The organism is Nocardiopsis sp. MG754419 (genome assembly GCF_018207095.1).
In the GTDB taxonomy this organism is placed as follows: Bacteria; Actinomycetota; Actinomycetes; order Streptosporangiales; family Streptosporangiaceae; genus Nocardiopsis.
In genome coordinates this window covers 53,683-70,746 of sequence record NZ_QOCZ01000025.1, presented here as the reverse complement: position 1 = coordinate 70,746, position 17,064 = coordinate 53,683, and the positions used below count along the sequence as shown (strand labels likewise).

Below are 17,064 nucleotides of genomic sequence, written 5' to 3'. Positions count from 1 at the left end.
GTTCAGGCGGCGGGCATGGAGAAGGGGCGGAAGCGGCGCGGACCGAAGACCCGCTCCAGGGCCTCGTCCAACTCTCCGAGCAGGGCGAACGCGTCGGAGGGCCGCCGCTCGGGGGCGGGCAGGGCGCTGCCGCGCGCGAACGCCCGCAGCTCCCGGGGGAGCCGGCCCGCGGTCACGTACTCCACGCACCGGGTCGCCATGTAGACGTCGGTGGCGGGCCGGGCCGGGCGGCGGGCCGCGACCTCGGGCGGGTAGAGGTCCCGGCGGTGGGGCACCATCGCCGGTACGTGCGGAGCGGTGCCCGACGCGGCGAAGGTCACCGCGTAGCACCAGTCGACGAGCACCAACCCGTGGTCCTCGGGGTGGATCAGGACGTGTTCGGGCACCACCGCGCCGTGGACGACCCCGGCCCGGTGCGCGTTGCCGATCGCCACCAGGATTCGGCGCCACATCCAGGCCGCGTCCCTCGGGTCGAGACCGTCGGGGTGGGCGCTCCGGACCTCGGCCAGGGTGTGGAACCCCGCCAAGCGGTCCAGGACGTTGCCGTGCCGTTCCACCCGGGTGACCGGGTCCCGGTGTCGCATCGCCTCGACCAGTCGGGGTGCGAAGGCCCGGAGGCGGGGATCGCCCCGCTCGTCGATCCGTCGCAGCGCCGCGGCCTCCGCGCGGAGCAGGTCGTTGTCGCGGGGCGCGCGGGGGAGTTTGAGCACCCCGCTCCGCCACGCCTCGCCGTCCCGGTAGCGCACTGTGCGAAGGGTGGCGACGTCGCCCTCGGCCAGGGGTCGGCCGCGGTCCACGTGGTAGGTGCGTTCGGGGGTGGTCAGGACCAGGTCGTTCGGACCGAGTCCGCCGAGGACCGTCTCCCGGTAGCGGCGCCAGGCCTCGGTGAGGCGGGTGAAGCCCTCCGCCGCCGCGGCCCGTCGTCCGGGCGGCGCGGTGTCGGGGTGCAACCGTCGGGCGAGCCGACGGTAGGCGGCGGTGGCCGCCGGCGGGATCACGTCGCCCTCGGGCAGCGGACCGAACAGGTCGGTGGGGTCGGCCGCGAGGTCGACCCGGAGCAGGGCGGCGTCGAGGGTGTCGCCGTCGCGGTCCGTGCTCATGATCCCTCCCAAGGGTGGACGGGGCGGAGGTGGTGGACGGTCGTCGGTCATTGGGCGCCCCGCAGGAGCGGTGGGTGCAGGAGGGCGGCGCCGCCGCCCCGGTACAGCCGGGCGCGGCGTCCGCCACCGGAGCCGCCCCGGTCGGCCAGGTCGCCGGTGTGCTCGACGAACCCGGGGGTGGCGAGGATCTTGCGGTGGAAGTTGGCGGCGTGCAGGGTGCGCCCCCAGATGGCCTCGTACACCCCGCGCAGAGCGGTGATGGTGAACGTCGGTGGCAGGAACGCCGTGGCCAGGGAGGTGTATTCGAGCTTGGCGCGGGCCCGCTCGACGGCGTCGTCGAGGATGCGGTCGTGGTCGAAGGCCAGCCGTTCGCGACCGCCTCCGGTGCCCGCGACGCCGTCTCCGCCCGTACCCGGACCGGTCCAGGGCAGCCAGGCGGCCTCGGTGGTGTCCCGTCCGGTGCCGGGGTCGGGCAGGTCGGGGGCGAACACCATGTACGCCACCGAGATGACCCGCATGCGCGGATCACGGTCCAGGGCTCCGTAGGTGCCCAGCTGCTCCAGGTGGATCTCGGCGGGAAGAGGGGTCTTCTCCGTGAGCACGCGCAGCGCGGCGTCGGGAAGGTCGGGGTCGGCCGGCCCGATCCGGGAGTCCCTCGTGCGGACGAACCCGCCCGGGAGCGCCCACGAACCGCGTTGGGGGTGTGCGGCCCGTCGGGCCAACAGGACGTGGGGGGTGCCCTCGCGGATGGTCAGTGCCGCCACGTCCACCGTCACCGCGGCGGGCGCGAAGACCCCGGGGTCGTAGGAGGAGAGGAAACCGTGCTCGTCCCCGTCGTCGTGCCGTCCGTCGTCGCCCACCGACGCCCGCCCTTCCCTTGTTGTTCTCAGAGTGAGTTTTTCTCTGACTGAGAACAACATAGCCCAGGGTCGCCCCTCTGTCCAGACCCGACCGACGGCCGACACGGGCGTCGTGGCGGCGCCGTCGACACGCCCGCCGGGCGACGGACGGTGTCCCCGAGCACCGCTAGCATGGTGCGAACGAACGTTCGACAGGGTGAGAGAACAGGGTGACCACGTGCTCGTGCTGGGAATCGACCCGGGGCTGACCCGCTGTGGTGTCGCCGCCGTCGAGGGGTCGATCGGACGACCTCTGCGCCTGGTGGCCGCCGACGCGATCCGCACCGCCCCCGACACCGAACTCCCCCAGCGCCTCCTGGGCATCGAACGCGGCATCGAGGAATGGCTCGACCGCTACGATCCCGACGCGGTGGCCGTCGAACGCGTCTTCGCCCAGCACAACCTCAGCACCGTCATGGGCACCGCACAGGCCAGTGGCCTGGCCCTGGTCTGCGCCGCACGACGCGGCCTGCCCGTGGCCACCCACACGCCCAGCGAGGCCAAGGCCGCCATCACCGGCAACGGACGGGCCGACAAGGCCCAGGTCGGCACCATGGTCGCGCGTATCCTCGGACTCGAGGGCCCGCCCAAGCCCGCCGACGCCGCCGACGCGGTGGCCCTCGCCATCTGCCACATCTGGCGTGGCGGCGCCCAGGCCCGGGTCGCCCAGGCCCAACAGGACTTCGCCCGCAAAGTGGAACTGGCCCGCCGCGCGCGCGGCCGCTGACACCGCTCCAGGAAGGAGACGGGCACCCCTCCCGGTGCCCATCACAGATGATCGCGTTCCTCACCGGCCGGGTGGCCGCACGCGGTGCCGGCAGCGCCGTCATCGACGTCGGCGGGGTCGGGATGACCCTCCAGTGCACCCCCTCCGCCCTGTCCCGCCTGCACGTGGGGGAGGAGGGCACCGTCGCCACCAGCCTGGTCGTGCGCGAGGACTCCCTCACCCTCTTCGGATTCGCCGACGACGACGAGAAGTACCTGTTCGAACAGGTACAGACCGCCTCGGGCGTGGGGCCACGCCTGGCCCTGGCCATGCTCGCGGTGCACAGCCCCGACAGCCTCCGCCAGGCCGTGCACACCGAGGACACCGCCGCCCTCACCCGCGTCCCCGGGATCGGCAAGAAGGGCGCCCAGCGCATCGTCCTGGAACTGCGCGGCAAACTCGACGCGCCCATCAGCACCGACGGGACCCTGCCCGGGGCCGAACCGGCCGCCGATGCCCACCCCAACGGCGCCTGGCGCGGCCAGGTCGTCGCCGGTCTGGTGAACCTCGGTTGGTCCGCCAAGGACGCCGAGGCCGCCGCCGCCGCGGTGGCCGCCGAGACCGACGACACCAGCGACGTCACCGCCCTGCTGCGCAGCGCGCTGCGCAAACTCAGCCGCGCCTAGGGACCGAAGGAGAACCCCATGCACGAACGCGATGCGGTCTCGACCGAGGCCGACGTCGACGAGCGCCGCATCGAGGGGGCGCTGCGTCCCCGCGCGCTCGACGAGTTCGTCGGCCAGGAACGGGTCCGTGAACAGCTGTCCCTGGTGCTGCACAGCGCCCAGCGACGCAACCGCGCTCCGGACCACATCCTTATGTCCGGTGGCCCCGGCCTGGGCAAGACCACCCTGGCGATGATCATCGCCGCCGAACTCGGCGCGCCGCTGCGCATCACCTCCGGGCCCGCCATCGAACGCTCCGGCGACCTGGCGGCGGTGCTGTCCACCCTCCAGGAGGGCGAGGTCCTCTTTCTCGACGAGATCCACCGGATGGCGCGCCCCGCCGAGGAGATGCTCTACGTCGCGATGGAGGACTTCCGGGTCGACGTGGTGGTCGGCAAGGGCCCCGGCGCCACCGCCATCCCGCTGGACATCGCGCCGTTCACCCTGGTCGGCGCCACCACCCGGGCCGGCATGCTGCCCGCCCCGCTGCGCGACCGGTTCGGCTTCACCGCCCACATGGACTTCTACGAGCCCGCCGAACTCGAACGCATCCTGCACCGGTCGGCGGGGCTGCTCAACGCGCCCCTGGAGGACGACGCCGCCCGCGAGATCGCCGGCCGTTCCCGCGGCACGCCCCGGATCGCCAACCGGCTGCTGCGCCGGGTCCGCGACTACGCCGAGGTCCGCGGTGACGGCGACCTCACGCTGGCCAACGCCCGCGCGGCCCTGGAGCTGTACGAGGTGGACGCCCTCGGACTGGACCGCCTGGACCGGGCCATCCTCGACGCGCTCATGAAGCGTTTCCGCGGCGGCCCGGTGGGTCTCTCCACCCTCGCGGTGTCGGTGGGGGAGGAGGCCGAGACCGTCGAGGTGGTCGCCGAACCCTTCCTCGTGCGCTCGGGCTTCCTGGCCCGTACTCCGCGGGGCCGGGTGGCCACACCGCAGGCCTGGGAGCACATGGGGCTGACCCCGCCGCCCGACGCCGCGTTCGGGGCCGCCCAGGCGGTGGCCTCGGCCGCCTCCTCCGCCTCGGGCACCGACGGCGGCGACGGCGCCACCCCCTGAACGTCGCCGTCGACCGCTCCGACCGGGCATGATGGACCCGGAGCGGGAAACGGGGCCGAACCGTTAGCGCTCCGAACCCCGGCGGATGGTGACCGGTGACCGGTGCCACGTAAACTGGGGCGTAACAGCCAAGAGCGGGGCACCACCCCGTGAGGTGTCGTTTGGACATCGGCGGAACGAGTTGGCACCCTGGTGCGTTGTAAACGCCGGGTGCGGATCCGGCCGTCGTGGTCGGGCGACCCGGAAGGTGGTCGTCGCGGGTGTCACGAGCCGGCAGCCGTCGTCCACGAGAAACGTCAGGAAGGACGCCCCGTGCAGGGCCTTATCTATCTCGCAGACGGTGCTCCCCAGGGTGAGCAGAGCATCTTCGGAATGCTGCTCCCCTTCGTGCTGATCCTCCTGGTCTTCTGGCTGCTGTTCTGGCGCCCGAACCAGAAGCGTCGTCAGCAGGAGACGCAGATGCAGAGCTCCCTGGTCCCCGGCGTCGAGGTCATGACCAAGGCCGGCATCTTCGCCACCGTCGTCGAGATCCACGACCAGGACGTGCTGCTGGAGATCGCTCCGGGCACCCGTATCCGCATGCTCAAGGCCGGTGTCGGTGAGGTCATCACGCCCGCGGCCGACGACACCCCGGTCGAGGACCGCCCCGACTTCGGCGACGACGACAAGCCCAAGGGCTAGAGCCCGGTCGTCCGACCACAGGGGTGTTCCCCCGTTCGGGCGCCGTCGGGCGCTCGGACAGCGGGCCGAAGCGCAGCGCAGGCCCTGAAGGCGCACCGGCCGGCCGACCCCCTGCCGGCCCGGGTCCCTCACCCGCCGCCCACCGATCCCGGGGCCCGCGCCGGTCCACGGTGGGTCGGCCCACCCCTGTCCGGGTGGAAACCTCCGGGTGACGTGTGCCCGGCCCACGGTGGGCGCGTCCACCGTCGACCGAGCGAGTCGTCCGCACCACGCGCACCACGGACTTTCGGTACCGGCCCCCATCACCGGGGCCGGTACCGCTGTTCTCGGCCCTTTCGGCCGTCCCCGTCCCACGAGAAGAAGGCCCGACCCGCCATGCCCAACGACACCGCGCCGACCGGCGCCGCGGACCTCGCCCTGATCGAGGCCCACATCCGCGACGTCCCGGACTTCCCGCACGAGGGGATCCTGTTCAAGGACATCACCCCCCTGCTCAACCACCGGGAGGCCCTCGCCGCCGCCGTCGCCGGCCTGGCCGCCCCTTACCGCGGGATCGGCGTCGACCACGTGGTCGGTCTGGAGGCCCGCGGCTTCATTTTCGGGGCCCCGGTCGCCATGGAACTGGGCGCGGGCTTCGTTCCGGCGCGCAAAGCGGGGAAACTGCCCGCGAAGACCATCGACCAGGCCTATGATCTCGAGTACGGCACCGCGACCGTCGAGATTCACGCCGACGCGATCACTCCGGGCGGCCGTGTGCTCATCGTCGACGACGTCCTCGCGACCGGTGGCACAGGCAGGGCCGCGGTGGAACTGGTTCGCAAGGCGGGTGGTACGGTCGTGGGATTCTCCGTTCTGATGGAGCTTTCCGCGCTCCAGGGGCGTGAGAAGCTGCCCGACGTGGAGCCGCACACCCTCCTCTCGGTCTGACCGGCGGCCCGCCGCGCGCTCGGTGGGAATAGCGCGACGGTCCCTCCTCGTTGACGTACTCCAGCACTCGGTGTGACGCACCTGGTGACCTGGGTCACTACGCGTACCATCGGGTCGCCGCGCACGGCGGCCCACGAGGGGGCCGCCCGCTCCCCGCCCCACCAGGGCGGGAGCCGACTAGACTGGTGGGAGAGGTGACCGCGGCGGACGCGTCGGCGACTGGCCCTGAAGACACGCACGCGCACCGGAAGAAGCCGATCGTCGGACCGGCGTCTCCACCGGGCGGATCCGCGGGAGGTAGGCATGCCAAGCGAAGTGGTCTCGACCGGAGCGGTGCCCGCACGGGAGCAGGAGTCGGGTGCCCCCCGGGACGCGGACGCCGACGAGCGACGGACCTCGGCGCGGGACACGGACGCCGGCATGCCGGGAGAGCGTAACGACGGAGGGCATACGCCCGCCGACACAGGACCACGGGACGAACGGCCGGAGGGCGCCGCGGAGGAAGCGGCGCCCTCCGACGTCTCCGGGCACGACGCCCGGGAACGGCAGTCCACCACGCCCTCCACCGTGCGAGTACGCAGAAGGCTCGCCCGACTCGGCGCCCAGCGGGGAGTGACGATGAACCCGGTGCTCGAACCACTGATCAAGACGGTGCGCGCCACCCACCCCAAGGTGGACGTCCGTCTGATCGAGCGGGCCTACGAGGTCGCCGCCCACCACCACCGGCACCAGAAGCGCAAGAGCGGCGACCCCTACATCACCCACCCGCTCGCCGTCGCCACCATCCTGGCCGAGCTCGGTATGCAGGAGGCCACCCTCGCCGCCGCCCTGCTGCACGACACGGTCGAGGACACCGACTACTCCCTCGACGAACTGCGCGCCGACTTCGGCGACGAGATCGCCGAACTGGTCGACGGCGTCACCAAGCTGGACAAGGTCAAGTACGGCGAGGCCACCCAGGCCGAGACGGTCCGCAAGATGGTCGTGGCCATGGCCCGCGACATCCGCGTACTGGTCATCAAGCTGTGCGACCGCCTGCACAACATGCGCACGCTGCGCTACCTCCCCAAACGGGCCAAACGCGAGAAGAAGGCCCGCGAGACCCTCGAGATCTTCGCCCCGCTCGCCCACCGCCTGGGGATGAACACCATCAAGTGGGAGCTGGAGGACCTGGCCTTCGCCACCCTCTATCCCAAGCGTTTCGACGAGATCGCCCGCCTGGTCTCCGAGCGCGCCCCCCGGCGCGACGTGTACCTCCAGGAGGTCATCGAGGCGGTCTCCGCCGACCTGCGCGAATCCAAGCTCAAGGCGACCGTGCGCGGTCGGCCCAAGCACTACTACTCGATCTACCAGAAGATGATCGCCCGCAACTGCGGCTTCGACGAGATCTACGACCTCATCGCCGTGCGGGTGCTGGTGGACAGCGTCCGGGACTGCTACGCGGCCCTGGGGACCATCCACGCGCGATGGAACCCGGTGCCCGGCCGGTTCAAGGACTACATCGCCATGCCGAAGTTCAACATGTACCAGTCGTTGCACACGACGGTCATCGGGCCCTCCGGCAACCCGGTCGAACTCCAGATCCGTACCCGGGCCATGCACCGGCGCGCGGAGTACGGCATCGCCGCGCACTGGAAGTACAAGGAGGACCGCAACACCTCCGGCGGCGAGGCCAAGACCAAGGGCACCACCGACATGCAGTGGCTGCGCCAGCTCATCGACTGGCAGCAGGAGACCAAGGACCCGGGCGAGTTCCTGGAGTCGCTGCGGTTCGACCTGTCGGTGCAGGAGGTCTTCGTCTTCACCCCGCAGGGCGACGTCATCCCCCTGCCGCAGGGGGCCACCGCCGTCGACTTCGCCTACGCGGTGCACACCGAGGTCGGTCACCGCACCGTGGGCGCGCGTATCAACGGACGCCTGGTGCCGTTGGAGAACGAGCTGCACAACGGCGAGGCGGTGGAGATCCTCACCTCCAAGGACCCCGACGCCGGGCCCAGCCGTGACTGGCTCAACTTCGTCAAGAGCGCCCGGGCCCGCAACAAGATCCGGCACTGGTTCACCAAGGAACGTCGCGAGGCCGCGATCGAGCTGGGCAAGGAGGAGATCGCCAAGGTCATGCGCAAGCAGGAGCTTCCGGTCAAGCGCCTGTTCAGCGGGGAGACGATCATCGCGCTGGCCGGGGACCTGCGCTACGCGGACGTGGACGCGCTGTACGCGGCCGTGGGCGAGCGCCAGGTGAGCGCCCAGAGCATCGTGAGCAAGCTCGTCGACTCCATGGGCGGGCTGGAGAGCCACACCGAGGACATCGCCGAGTCCTCCCTGCCCACCAAGGCCGCGACCACCCGTCAGCGGTCCGGTAACCCGGGTGTCGTGGTGGCGGGCGACGGCGACGTGTGGGCGCGTCTGTCCAAGTGTTGTACGCCCGTGCCCGGGGACGACATCGTCGGTTTCGTGACCCGCGGCAACGGGGTGTCGGTGCACCGGGCCGACTGCGCCAACGCCGCCAGCCTGGACCGGGAACGCATGGTCGACGTGGAGTGGCGTCCCACCGAGGACTCCATGTTCCTGGTGGCCCTGCACGTGGAGGCGTTGGACCGGTCCCGCCTGCTGTCGGACATCACCCGGGTGCTGTCCGACCAGCACGTCAACATCCTCTCCGCCACCGTGCAGACCAGTCGCGACCGGGTGGCGCAGAGCCGGTTCACCTTCGAGATGGCCGACCCCACCCACCTGGGCAGTGTCCTGCGGGCCGTGCGCGGCGTCGACGGCGTCTACGACGTGTTCCGGGTCCGCAATTGACGGATCCGCGACCGACCGGGTCCCGGGACGAGGGGTGGACGCGGATCGACCGGTGCATCCTCACCGGCTCCGTGGCCGCCGCGCTCGCCCTGATCCGTGAGCGGGGCGCCCCCATGGGCGTCGGCGAGGCCCTCGACCTGTTCGACGAACGCTACGAGCACCTGAAGGCCACGCGGCCCGACGACTTCGCGATGGACACCGACGACCGGGGGCGGGACGTCTTCCTCTGAGGGACCCGGGCGTGGAGAAAACCGATGGTGCCCCCGCACCGGTGACGGTTAGCGTGCGATTCCACGCGCACCCCCCACCGGAAGGCCGACACCATGCTCGCACTCCGCCCGCTCACGGCCGTGGACGTCCGTCCCCTGGAGCGGTTCGCCCAACGACAGTGGCCACTGAGCTTCCACCCCGGCGGGCTCGGATGGCAGTTGGCCACCGGCGACTTCTCCCACGACAACGCGACCCTGGCCCACCGGGGCGGGGACATCGTGGCCTGGGTCGCGACCCAGGAACCCAACGTCCTGTACCCCCGAAGCCAGATCACCCTCCACGGTTCCTCCGGTGACCCCGAGGCCGGGGCCGCGCTCCTGGAGCACGCCCTGGCCGAGGTCGGCGACGCCGCCGTCGACCTGCTGGTCCTCGAAGGCGACGACGGTCTCCGGTCGCTCGCCACGGGCACCGGGTTCACCGTGGCGGAGGAGAACGTCTTCGGCGAGTGGATGTGGCGGTCCGCCACCGAGGAGAGGATCGTCCTGCCGGAGGGGTACCGGATCCGGCCGGTGGGCCCGGGTGAGGAGACGGCCCGGGTGGAGTGCCACCGCACGGCCTGGAAGCCCTCCGACCTGCCCTGGCCGGAGCGTGTGGGGCCGGTGGACCCTGCCCTGACCAGTCGGTTCGGCCGCGAGCGCTATGACGCCACGCGCGCCGCCCTGCTGTACGACCGCGAACTCGACCTCGTGGTCGAGGGCCCCGACGGCGCGTTGGTGGCCTGCTGTGTCGTGTGGTGGGACTCGGAGAACCGGTGTTCGGAGATCGAACCCCTCGGGGTGGTCCCCGCGCACCGTCGGAAGGGTCTGGCCGTCGCCCTGGTCCTGCGGGCCTGCGCCCTGACCGCCCGTCGCGGCGGCGACCGGGTGTACATCAACACCTCGCCCGGCGAGGCCTATCCGGCCCCGGCCCGGACCTACGCCACGGCCGGCTTCGCGCCCGTCGCACGCGGCACCGTGTACACGCTCCCCGCGCGCTGACCGACCCGTCGACCGGGGGCGCTCCGGCCCGGCCTCGGGACGCCCGGGCAGGGGAGCGGTGGGGCGGGACGCTCCCTGGAGCGAGGACCGGCGGGCACCACGCCCCGCGGCGCGGGGCGGTGGGCTCCTGGCTCCGCCCCCGGGGACACGAGAGCCCCGGTCACCGTCCGAACACGGGTGACCGGGGCCGGCGCGTCCGGATCAGATCCGGATGGTCGTGGACCGCACGATACGGAAGACCGGATGACGGTCCGCCTCGGCCACGAAGGCCTCCACCGGGGCCTCCGGCGGCGTGTCGAAGTACGGTCCCACGATCGCCGAACGCGGGTGCTCCAGATACTCCTTCAGCGCCGCGCCGGCCTCCTGCGAGTCCACCTCCTGCACGCTCACCAGTTCGATCCAGCCACCCTGGCGCAGGGTCGCGAAACCGTCCTTGCGGATGTTGCGGACCCAGTTCACCTCGCCGTACGGGGAGACCAGGTACCGACCGCGCTCACCGTCCAGCACGCTCACCGGGGTGGCGCGCAGGAAACCGGACTTGCGGCCCCGGGTGGTGAGCAGGTGCATCTCCGGCGGGCACATCCCGTACTTGACGAAGTTGCTGACGACCGCGTCCGAGACGCGGCGCAGCTTGGTCGCCTCGAACCGCTTCGTCGGTTCGTTCACCATCTTGGGCAACTCCCTCACTCGGCTGCTCCCCATTGTGGTGGGTACGGGCCTTCGATGGCACCCGGACGGGCGGCGAGATCCGGCACACGGCCGTCCGACGCCCGCCCGGCGACGCCGGACCCGGCCCCGCGTCGGTGGTCTACCGGAACGCCGAGAGGCCGGTGACGGCCTGGCCGATGCTCAGCGCGTGGATGTCCTCGGTGCCCTCGTAGGTGGCCACGGTCTCCAGGTTCACCATGTGCCGCATCACGGGGTACTCCAGGGTGATGCCGTTGGCGCCGTGCAGCCCGCGCGCGGAGGCCGCCACCCGCTGGGCCGCCGCCACGTTGGCGAACTTGCCGAAACTGACGTGGTTGTGGTGGCAGTCGCCCTGGTCCTTCAGGCGACCGATGCGCAGCGCCGTCATCCCGGCGTGGTTGACGTCCACGACCATGTCGGCGAGCTTGCGCTGGGTGAGCTGGAATCCACCGATGGGCCTGCCGAACTGCTCACGGGTGAGCGCGTAGTCGCGGGCGGACTCGTAGCAGGCGCGGGCGGCTCCGGCCGCGCCCCACACGATGCCGTAGCGGGCCTCGTTCAGGCACGACAGCGGCGATCCCAGGCCCCGGGAGCCGGGCAGGATCGCGTCGGCGGGCAGACGCACGTCCTCCAGGACCAGCTCCGAGGTGATCGAGGCGCGCAACGACAGCTTCTTGTGGATGACGTTCGCGGTGAAGCCGGGGGTGTCGGTGGGCACGGCGAACCCGCGGATGCCGTCGTCGGTGGCGGCCCACACGACCGCGATGTCGGCCACCGAACCGTTGGTGATCCACATCTTGGTGCCGTTGAGCACCCAGTCGGAGCCGTCCTTGCGGGCACGGGTGCGCATGGAGCCCGGGTCGGAACCGGAGTCGGGTTCGGTCAGACCGAAGCAGCCGATGGCCTCGCCTGCGGCCATGCGGGGCAACCACGTGTTCTTCTGCTCCTCGGAGCCGAACTTGTGGATCGCCGCCATCGCCAGGGAACCCTGCACGGACACGAAGCTGCGCAGTCCCGAGTCGACGGCCTCCAGTTCGCGGCAGGCCAGGCCGTAGGCGACGGCGCTGGAGCCGCCACAGCCGTAGCCCTCCAGGTGCATGCCGAGCACACCGAGGTCACCGAAGGCCTTGGCCAGGCCGCGCGGGTCGGGCAGGGTCCCGGCATCGAACCAGTCGGCCACCTCGGGCAGGAGCTCACGGGAGGAGAAGGCGCGGACGGCGTCGCGGATGTCCCGTTCGGTGTCGGTCAGGTCGGCGTCCACCGCCAGGAAGTCCAGCGGGTCGGGTGCTGCGGCCTTGCGGGCGTCGCTCATGGTGGGTGTCCCTTCGTGGTGCGTGCTGTGCGAAGTGTGCGGGGTGTGGGCCCCGTGTCGAGCGGGTGGGGCGCGATACCGGATCGGAAGGTCAGTCCACGTCGGTCTGGTGGACGGCGCCGCGATCGACCAACGCCGCGATGCGGTCCGGTGCCAGGCCCAGTTCGGTGAGGATCTCCTCGGAGTGCTGACCGAGCAGCGGGGGAGCGGTCATGGGCACGGGCGTGCCCGCCATCCTGAACCCCGCCCGGACCTGTTCGAGGAGCCCGGCGGTGGGGTGGTCGACGGTCCGCAGCACGTCGTCGCCCGCGGCGTCGGCGGTGCGCAGTGCGTCCAGGACTCCGCGCACCCGCCCGACCGGCACACCGGCGTCGACCAGTGCGGTCATCCAGTGGTCGGCGGACCGCGAGGTCAGCGTCCTGGTGAGCTCGCCGACCAGTTCCTCACGGTGCGCCACCCGTTCCGGGTTGGTGGCGTAGCGCGGGTCCTCGCCCAGGTCGGGGCGTTCGATTGCCGCGCACAGCCGTTGGTAGAGGGCGTCGTTGCCGGCGGCCACGACGATCTCCGCGTCCGCGGTCGGGAACACCTGGTAGGGCACGATGGTGGTGTGCGCGTTGCCCACGCGGGCCGGCTCGACACCGGTGACCAGTGCCTGTTGGGTGAGGTTGACCAGGCTGGACAGGGTCGAGTTGATGAGCGAGACACTGATGTCCTCGCCCCGCCCCGTCACCCTGGCCCGCATGAGCGCCCCCAGGATGCCCACCGCGGCGTTGAGACCGGTGAGCACGTCGGTGAGCGCCACCCCGACCTTGCTGGCGGGACCCTCCGCGGGACCGGTGGTCGCCATCAATCCGCTCTCGGCCTGCACGACGATGTCGAAGCCGGGCCGTCCCGCGGGTTCGTGTTCGGGACCGAACCCGCTCACCGAGCAGTACACGACGGCCGGGTTGCGTTCGCTGATCCGCGCGTGGTCCAGCCCGAGCCGGTCGATCACCCCGGGGCGGAAGTTCTGGATGACCACGTCCGAGGTGGCGCACAGGTCCTGGACGGCGGCGAGCCCGTCGGGGTCCTTGAGGTCCACGGCGAGGCTGCGCTTGTTCCGGTTCACCGACAGGAAGTAGGCGGCCTCACCGGGAGAGTGCGCCGCACGGTGCTCCTCGGTCGGTTCGGCGTAGGGCGGACCCCAGGCGCGGGTGTCGTCCCCCCGGCCCGGCTGTTCGACCTTGACGACCTCGGCGCCCATGTCCGCCAACAGCATGGTGGCGTAGGGGCCGGCCAGGACCCGGGACAGGTCGGCGATCCGTACGCCCGCCAACGGCAACGGCGCCGCGTCGGGGGTCGGTCGTGCCGTCCCGGCCTCGGGGGACGGGTGACTGGAAGGGCTCAAGGCTCACTCCTCGCCGACGGGCTCACCGGGGAGCTGGTCGCCGTCGCGCAGTTGGTAGTAGGTCTCCAGGCAGCGGCGCAGCGCGGTGGTGAGGGCGGCGCCCGACTGGCCCGCGTAGCGCGTCTGGACCCGATGGACGATCTCCGCGATGTCCTCGGTCACCGAGGCCCCCTCGACCAGGGCACGGAAGAAGTCCTTGGCGAGGTCGGTGAGCAGGGTGGTGTCCGCGGCGACGATGCGACCGTCGGCGGAGTCCACCGCCAGGACGACGCCGAGTCGCTGGTACTGGGAATGGCTCGCCACCGAGTCGGGAAGACGGGCGTAGCCGGAGATGAGAACAACCCGAGGGTTGCGGAAGAGCTGCTGGATGCGGTCGTCACCGTGCAACGGGACACACCTCTCGTCTGCGGGCATGCGAAAACTCCTACGGACTGGAGTCTCGCGCCTGAAGGGCGGCCGGGGGAAACCGGACACCCGCGACGTGAGGGCAGTGGTGAACAGTATGTCCCCCACGTTCCACCGCCTGTCAAGCGGGGTCGTGTTCCAGGCCACACGAACGCGCGGGTGCGTCGTCCGCGACCCGTGTGTTACGTTTCTGCACAGGTCACGAGTACCAGCGTCAAGCCCCGGCTCGCTGGTCGGCAACCCTCCTTCCGCGGTGGGGTGCCCCGGGTGAGGACCAGGTCCCGACACGACCGTGTCGGACAAGCGCGGACCCCTGTGGCGCGGCCGTCGATCGGCGTACCCCTGTGGATCCCACGACTCACAGAAGAGGTGCCGTCATGACCACTGTTCTCCCGTTCGACTCCGCCCGCGCCGGCCGATCCACCGCCCACCCGGCGGGCCTGGACACCTCGCACCTCCACGACGCGCCGCACCCCGGCGACACCGTGCGGGACTGCTCGATCGTCACCGCCGAGGGCGGGGTCCCGCTGGTCACCGGCGAGTACGTCGAGTACGCCAACTTCGACTACGCGGCCAGCGCGCCCTGTCTGACCGCGGTGGCCGACGCCCTCTCCGCCGCCCTGCCCTACTACGCGAGCGTGCACCGGGGCGCCGGCCACCACTCCCAGGTGAGCACCGAGGCCTACGAACGCGCCCGCCGCAGCGTCGCCCGGTTCCTGGGCACCCGCCCCGACACCGACGCCGTGGTGTTCGTGCGGGGGACCACCGACGCGCTCAACCTGCTGGCCCGTTCGGTGCCCGACGACTGCACCGTGGTGGTGTTCGAGTCCGAGCACCACGCGAGCCTGCTGCCGTGGGAACACCCGGCCGCCCGCGCCGCGCGCGTGGTGCGCCTGCCCCTGCCCGCGAGCCCCGAGGCCGCCGTGGAGGCGGCCCGCACAGCGCTCCGTGAGGCCCCCGAGGGCCCCCGGCTGCTGTGCGTGACCGCGGCCTCCAACGTCACCGGCGAGATCTGGCCCGTCCACGAACTGGTCGAGGCTGCCCACGCCGAGGGAGCCCGTGTGGTGGTCGACGCCGCCCAGTACGTGCCGCACCTGCCGTTCGGTCTCGACGACACGGGCGCCGACTACGTGGCGCTGTCCGGGCACAAGCTGTACGCGCCGTTCGGCTCGGGGGTCCTGGCCGGTCGCGCCGACTGGCTGCGGGAGGCCACGCCCTACCTCTCCGGTGGCGGCGCCACCCGCAGGGTCACCGACCACGACGTGGCCTGGAACGACCTGCCGGCCCGACACGAGGCGGGCAGCCCCAACGTCCTGGGTGCCGTCGCCCTGGCCGCGGCCTGCGACACCTTCACCGAGGACACCCTGGCGCTCCAGCACATTCGTGAGTCCGCCCTGCTGGAGCGACTGCGCGCCGGCCTGGCCGAGATCGACGGGGTGCACGAGTTGGCGCTCTGGGGAGCCGACCACCAGCGCGTCGGCATCGTCTCGTTCGTGGTCGACGGCCTGCCCGCCGACCTCCTGGCCGCCGCCCTGTCCGCGGAGTACGGCATCGGTGTGCGCGACGGCCTGTTCTGCGCCCACCCGCTCACCGCCCACCTGCTGCCCGAGGGGCACGCGCAGGCGGTCCGCGCCAGCCTGGGCGTGGGCACCACCGAGGAGCACGTCGACCGGCTGGTCGGCGCGGTGGCCGACCTGGTCGCCCACGGTCCGCGCCGCGAGTACGTCGACAGCGACGGTCGCCCGGCCCCCGCCACGGACCCGCGCGCCGCACTCTGACCCGGCCCACCTCCGGAGTGGGCCACGGTCTCCCGCCGGTCTGCGGCCCCTGTCCGCCCCGGAACACGGTGAGGGCAGGGGCGATGGCGAGGGTGAGCGCGCACGCGGCTCCGTCGCCCACGCCGCGCGGCGGGCGTGGCGCGGTGTGGAGCGGGGGGCGGAACGGAGGTCCGACCACGCCGTGCGCGCCGTTTCCGGGTGGCCTGGAGAAGGGACCCGCCTCGAAGGGAGGGCGGGGCGCGACCGAAATGTCGAGTTTCAGGGCGAATGCGCCTCCGTCGTCTATGATCGGTGCCGAAAAACCGGCTGGAACAGGGTGATCCGGTGCCTGGATATCGGAGCCCGTTCCACGGTCCGAACCCCTGCACCGAGGTGGACCCCCGAATGACCGACCACGCGCCGAAGATCGACACCACCCGAACCCACTCGGCTCGGATCTGGAACTACTGGATGGGCGGTAAGGACAACTATCCGGTCGACCGCCTGGCCGGTGACCAGGTCGCCGAGTCCTTCCCGGAGATCCGGGACCTGGCCCGCACCAGCCGTGAGTTCCTCATCCGGGTGGTCACCCACCTGACCCGTGAGGAGGGTGTCCGCCAGTTCCTGGACATCGGCACCGGGATGCCCACCGCGAACAACACCCATGAGGTCGCCCAGTCGATCGCCCCGGAGTCTCGCGTGGTCTACGCGGACAACGACCCGCTCGTCCTGACGCACGCCCGTGCCCTCCTGGTCGGCACGCCCGAGGGCGCCACCGACTACGTCGACGCCGACCTGCGCGACCCCGACGCGATCCTGGAGAAGGCCGCCGCCACCCTGGACTTCGACCAGCCGGTCGCGCTCATGCTCATGGGGATTCTGGGCCACGTCCCCGACGAGGACGTCCAGCCGATCGTGCGTCGGCTGATGGACGCGCTGCCCGCCGGCAGCTTCCTGGCGAGCTACGACGGCTCCAACACGAGCGAGGCCTACAACCTCGCCATCGAGGAGGGCAACAAGCACGGCGACGTGCCCTACCTGCTGCGCAGCCCCGAGGCCATCGCCGCACGCTTCGAGGGACTGGAGCTGCTGGAGCCCGGGGTCGTGCCCTGCCCGCTGTGGCGGCCCAACATCCAGGGTGCGCGCCGTGGCCTGGACCAGTACGGCGGAGTGGCGCGCAAGGTCTGATCGTCGCGCCCCGGGAACGCCTCGCGAACGTCCCGGGCCGCACGACCGGCCCGGGATGTTCGAGAATGACGGATCGGGACCTTCTGCTCACAGAAACTTGCGACGCAGGTCGTGACAAACAGTGCAGAAGGGCGCATTTCACTGAGAGGTGTGCTGGGTATCACGTTCACAAGCGGTAC

16 protein-coding genes and 1 riboswitch are annotated in these 17,064 nt (G+C 71.7%); of the genes, 10 read left to right on the top strand and 6 right to left on the bottom strand.

Annotation, left to right across the window (positions count from 1 at the left end):
• Nucleotides 1-2: 2 nt before the first annotated feature.
• Together DSY14_RS07775 and DSY14_RS07770 are read right to left on the bottom strand one after the other, a co-directional pair.
• Nucleotides 3-1,100 (bottom strand): lipopolysaccharide kinase InaA family protein, encoded by a 1,098-nt coding sequence (locus tag DSY14_RS07775; RefSeq protein WP_211715787.1) that lies wholly within the window; start codon nucleotides 1,098-1,100, stop codon nucleotides 3-5.
• A 47-nt stretch (nucleotides 1,101-1,147) separates the two neighbouring features.
• Nucleotides 1,148-1,960, bottom strand: a complete 813-nt coding sequence (locus tag DSY14_RS07770; protein ID WP_307851158.1) for an NUDIX domain-containing protein — start codon at nucleotides 1,958-1,960, stop codon at nucleotides 1,148-1,150.
• Between the two features lie 217 nt (nucleotides 1,961-2,177).
• Here DSY14_RS07770 and ruvC point away from each other — a divergent pair, with 217 nt between their 5' ends.
• The 8 genes from ruvC to DSY14_RS07730 all read left to right on the top strand — a co-directional run bounded on the left by ruvC (nucleotide 2,178) and on the right by DSY14_RS07730 (nucleotide 10,149).
• Entirely contained in the window at nucleotides 2,178-2,726 is a 549-nt protein-coding gene (gene ruvC, locus DSY14_RS07765; RefSeq protein WP_211715793.1) for a crossover junction endodeoxyribonuclease RuvC, read from the top strand.
• A 47-nt stretch (nucleotides 2,727-2,773) separates the two neighbouring features.
• Nucleotides 2,774-3,391, top strand: a complete 618-nt coding sequence (gene ruvA, locus DSY14_RS07760; protein ID WP_211715785.1) for a Holliday junction branch migration protein RuvA — start codon at nucleotides 2,774-2,776, stop codon at nucleotides 3,389-3,391.
• Between the two features lie 18 nt (nucleotides 3,392-3,409).
• Complete coding sequence (gene ruvB / locus DSY14_RS07755; protein WP_211715784.1) at nucleotides 3,410-4,495, top strand: Holliday junction branch migration DNA helicase RuvB; 1,086 nt, start codon at nucleotides 3,410-3,412, stop codon at nucleotides 4,493-4,495.
• 312 nt (nucleotides 4,496-4,807) lie between these two features.
• Complete coding sequence (gene yajC / locus DSY14_RS07750; protein WP_211715783.1) at nucleotides 4,808-5,176, top strand: preprotein translocase subunit YajC; 369 nt, start codon at nucleotides 4,808-4,810, stop codon at nucleotides 5,174-5,176.
• A 375-nt stretch (nucleotides 5,177-5,551) separates the two neighbouring features.
• Complete coding sequence (locus DSY14_RS07745; RefSeq protein ID WP_211715782.1) at nucleotides 5,552-6,103, top strand: adenine phosphoribosyltransferase; 552 nt, start codon at nucleotides 5,552-5,554, stop codon at nucleotides 6,101-6,103.
• 618 nt (nucleotides 6,104-6,721) lie between these two features.
• Entirely contained in the window at nucleotides 6,722-8,902 is a 2,181-nt protein-coding gene (locus tag DSY14_RS07740) for a bifunctional (p)ppGpp synthetase/guanosine-3',5'-bis(diphosphate) 3'-pyrophosphohydrolase (protein ID WP_211715792.1), read from the top strand.
• Nucleotides 8,899-9,132: a hypothetical protein gene (locus DSY14_RS07735; protein ID WP_211715781.1), complete on the top strand. Its 234-nt coding sequence runs from the start codon at nucleotides 8,899-8,901 to the stop codon at nucleotides 9,130-9,132. The genes DSY14_RS07740 and DSY14_RS07735 overlap by 4 nt, the downstream gene beginning before the upstream one ends.
• 93 nt (nucleotides 9,133-9,225) lie before the next feature.
• Nucleotides 9,226-10,149, top strand: a complete 924-nt coding sequence (locus DSY14_RS07730) for a GNAT family N-acetyltransferase (protein ID WP_211715780.1) — start codon at nucleotides 9,226-9,228, stop codon at nucleotides 10,147-10,149.
• A gap of 201 nt (nucleotides 10,150-10,350) precedes the next feature.
• Here DSY14_RS07730 and DSY14_RS07725 read toward each other — a convergent pair whose 3' ends face one another.
• The 4 genes from DSY14_RS07725 to DSY14_RS07710 form a co-directional block, all read right to left on the bottom strand.
• On the bottom strand, nucleotides 10,351-10,818 hold the full coding sequence (locus DSY14_RS07725; RefSeq protein ID WP_211715779.1) for a nitroreductase/quinone reductase family protein: 468 nt from the start codon (nucleotides 10,816-10,818) through the stop codon (nucleotides 10,351-10,353).
• 139 nt (nucleotides 10,819-10,957) lie between these two features.
• The gene (locus DSY14_RS07720) at nucleotides 10,958-12,148 is read right to left on the bottom strand and encodes an acyl-CoA dehydrogenase family protein (RefSeq protein ID WP_211715778.1); all 1,191 of its coding nucleotides are present in this window, start codon (nucleotides 12,146-12,148) and stop codon (nucleotides 10,958-10,960) included.
• A 91-nt stretch (nucleotides 12,149-12,239) separates the two neighbouring features.
• Nucleotides 12,240-13,535 (bottom strand): CaiB/BaiF CoA-transferase family protein, encoded by a 1,296-nt coding sequence (locus DSY14_RS07715; protein ID WP_211715777.1) that lies wholly within the window; start codon nucleotides 13,533-13,535, stop codon nucleotides 12,240-12,242.
• Nucleotides 13,536-13,538: 3 nt separating this feature from the next.
• Nucleotides 13,539-13,922, bottom strand: a complete 384-nt coding sequence (locus DSY14_RS07710) for a DUF3870 domain-containing protein (RefSeq protein WP_211715791.1) — start codon at nucleotides 13,920-13,922, stop codon at nucleotides 13,539-13,541.
• Between the two features lie 215 nt (nucleotides 13,923-14,137).
• A riboswitch (SAM riboswitch) is annotated at nucleotides 14,138-14,252 on the top strand.
• A gap of 65 nt (nucleotides 14,253-14,317) precedes the next feature.
• Here DSY14_RS07710 and DSY14_RS07705 point away from each other — a divergent pair.
• Nucleotides 14,318-15,718, top strand: coding sequence for an aminotransferase class V-fold PLP-dependent enzyme (locus DSY14_RS07705; RefSeq protein ID WP_211715776.1), 1,401 nt, complete (start codon nucleotides 14,318-14,320; stop codon nucleotides 15,716-15,718).
• A gap of 384 nt (nucleotides 15,719-16,102) precedes the next feature.
• Complete coding sequence (locus tag DSY14_RS07700; RefSeq protein WP_211715775.1) at nucleotides 16,103-16,885, top strand: SAM-dependent methyltransferase; 783 nt, start codon at nucleotides 16,103-16,105, stop codon at nucleotides 16,883-16,885.
• Nucleotides 16,886-17,064 lie beyond the last annotated feature (179 nt).

Coding starts and splice junctions, on each gene's coding strand:
- DSY14_RS07775 (WP_211715787.1), bottom strand. CDS start 1,100: ATGAGCACGGACCGCGACGGCGACACCCTCGACGCCGCCCTGCTCCGG.
- DSY14_RS07730 (WP_211715780.1), top strand. CDS start 9,226: ATGCTCGCACTCCGCCCGCTCACGGCCGTGGACGTCCGTCCCCTGGAG.
- DSY14_RS07740 (WP_211715792.1), top strand. CDS start 6,722: ATGAACCCGGTGCTCGAACCACTGATCAAGACGGTGCGCGCCACCCAC.
- ruvA (WP_211715785.1), top strand. CDS start 2,774: ATGATCGCGTTCCTCACCGGCCGGGTGGCCGCACGCGGTGCCGGCAGC.
- ruvB (WP_211715784.1), top strand. CDS start 3,410: ATGCACGAACGCGATGCGGTCTCGACCGAGGCCGACGTCGACGAGCGC.
- DSY14_RS07705 (WP_211715776.1), top strand. CDS start 14,318: ATGACCACTGTTCTCCCGTTCGACTCCGCCCGCGCCGGCCGATCCACC.
- DSY14_RS07720 (WP_211715778.1), bottom strand. CDS start 12,148: ATGAGCGACGCCCGCAAGGCCGCAGCACCCGACCCGCTGGACTTCCTG.
- DSY14_RS07745 (WP_211715782.1), top strand. CDS start 5,552: ATGCCCAACGACACCGCGCCGACCGGCGCCGCGGACCTCGCCCTGATC.
- DSY14_RS07700 (WP_211715775.1), top strand. CDS start 16,103: ATGACCGACCACGCGCCGAAGATCGACACCACCCGAACCCACTCGGCT.
- DSY14_RS07725 (WP_211715779.1), bottom strand. CDS start 10,818: ATGGTGAACGAACCGACGAAGCGGTTCGAGGCGACCAAGCTGCGCCGC.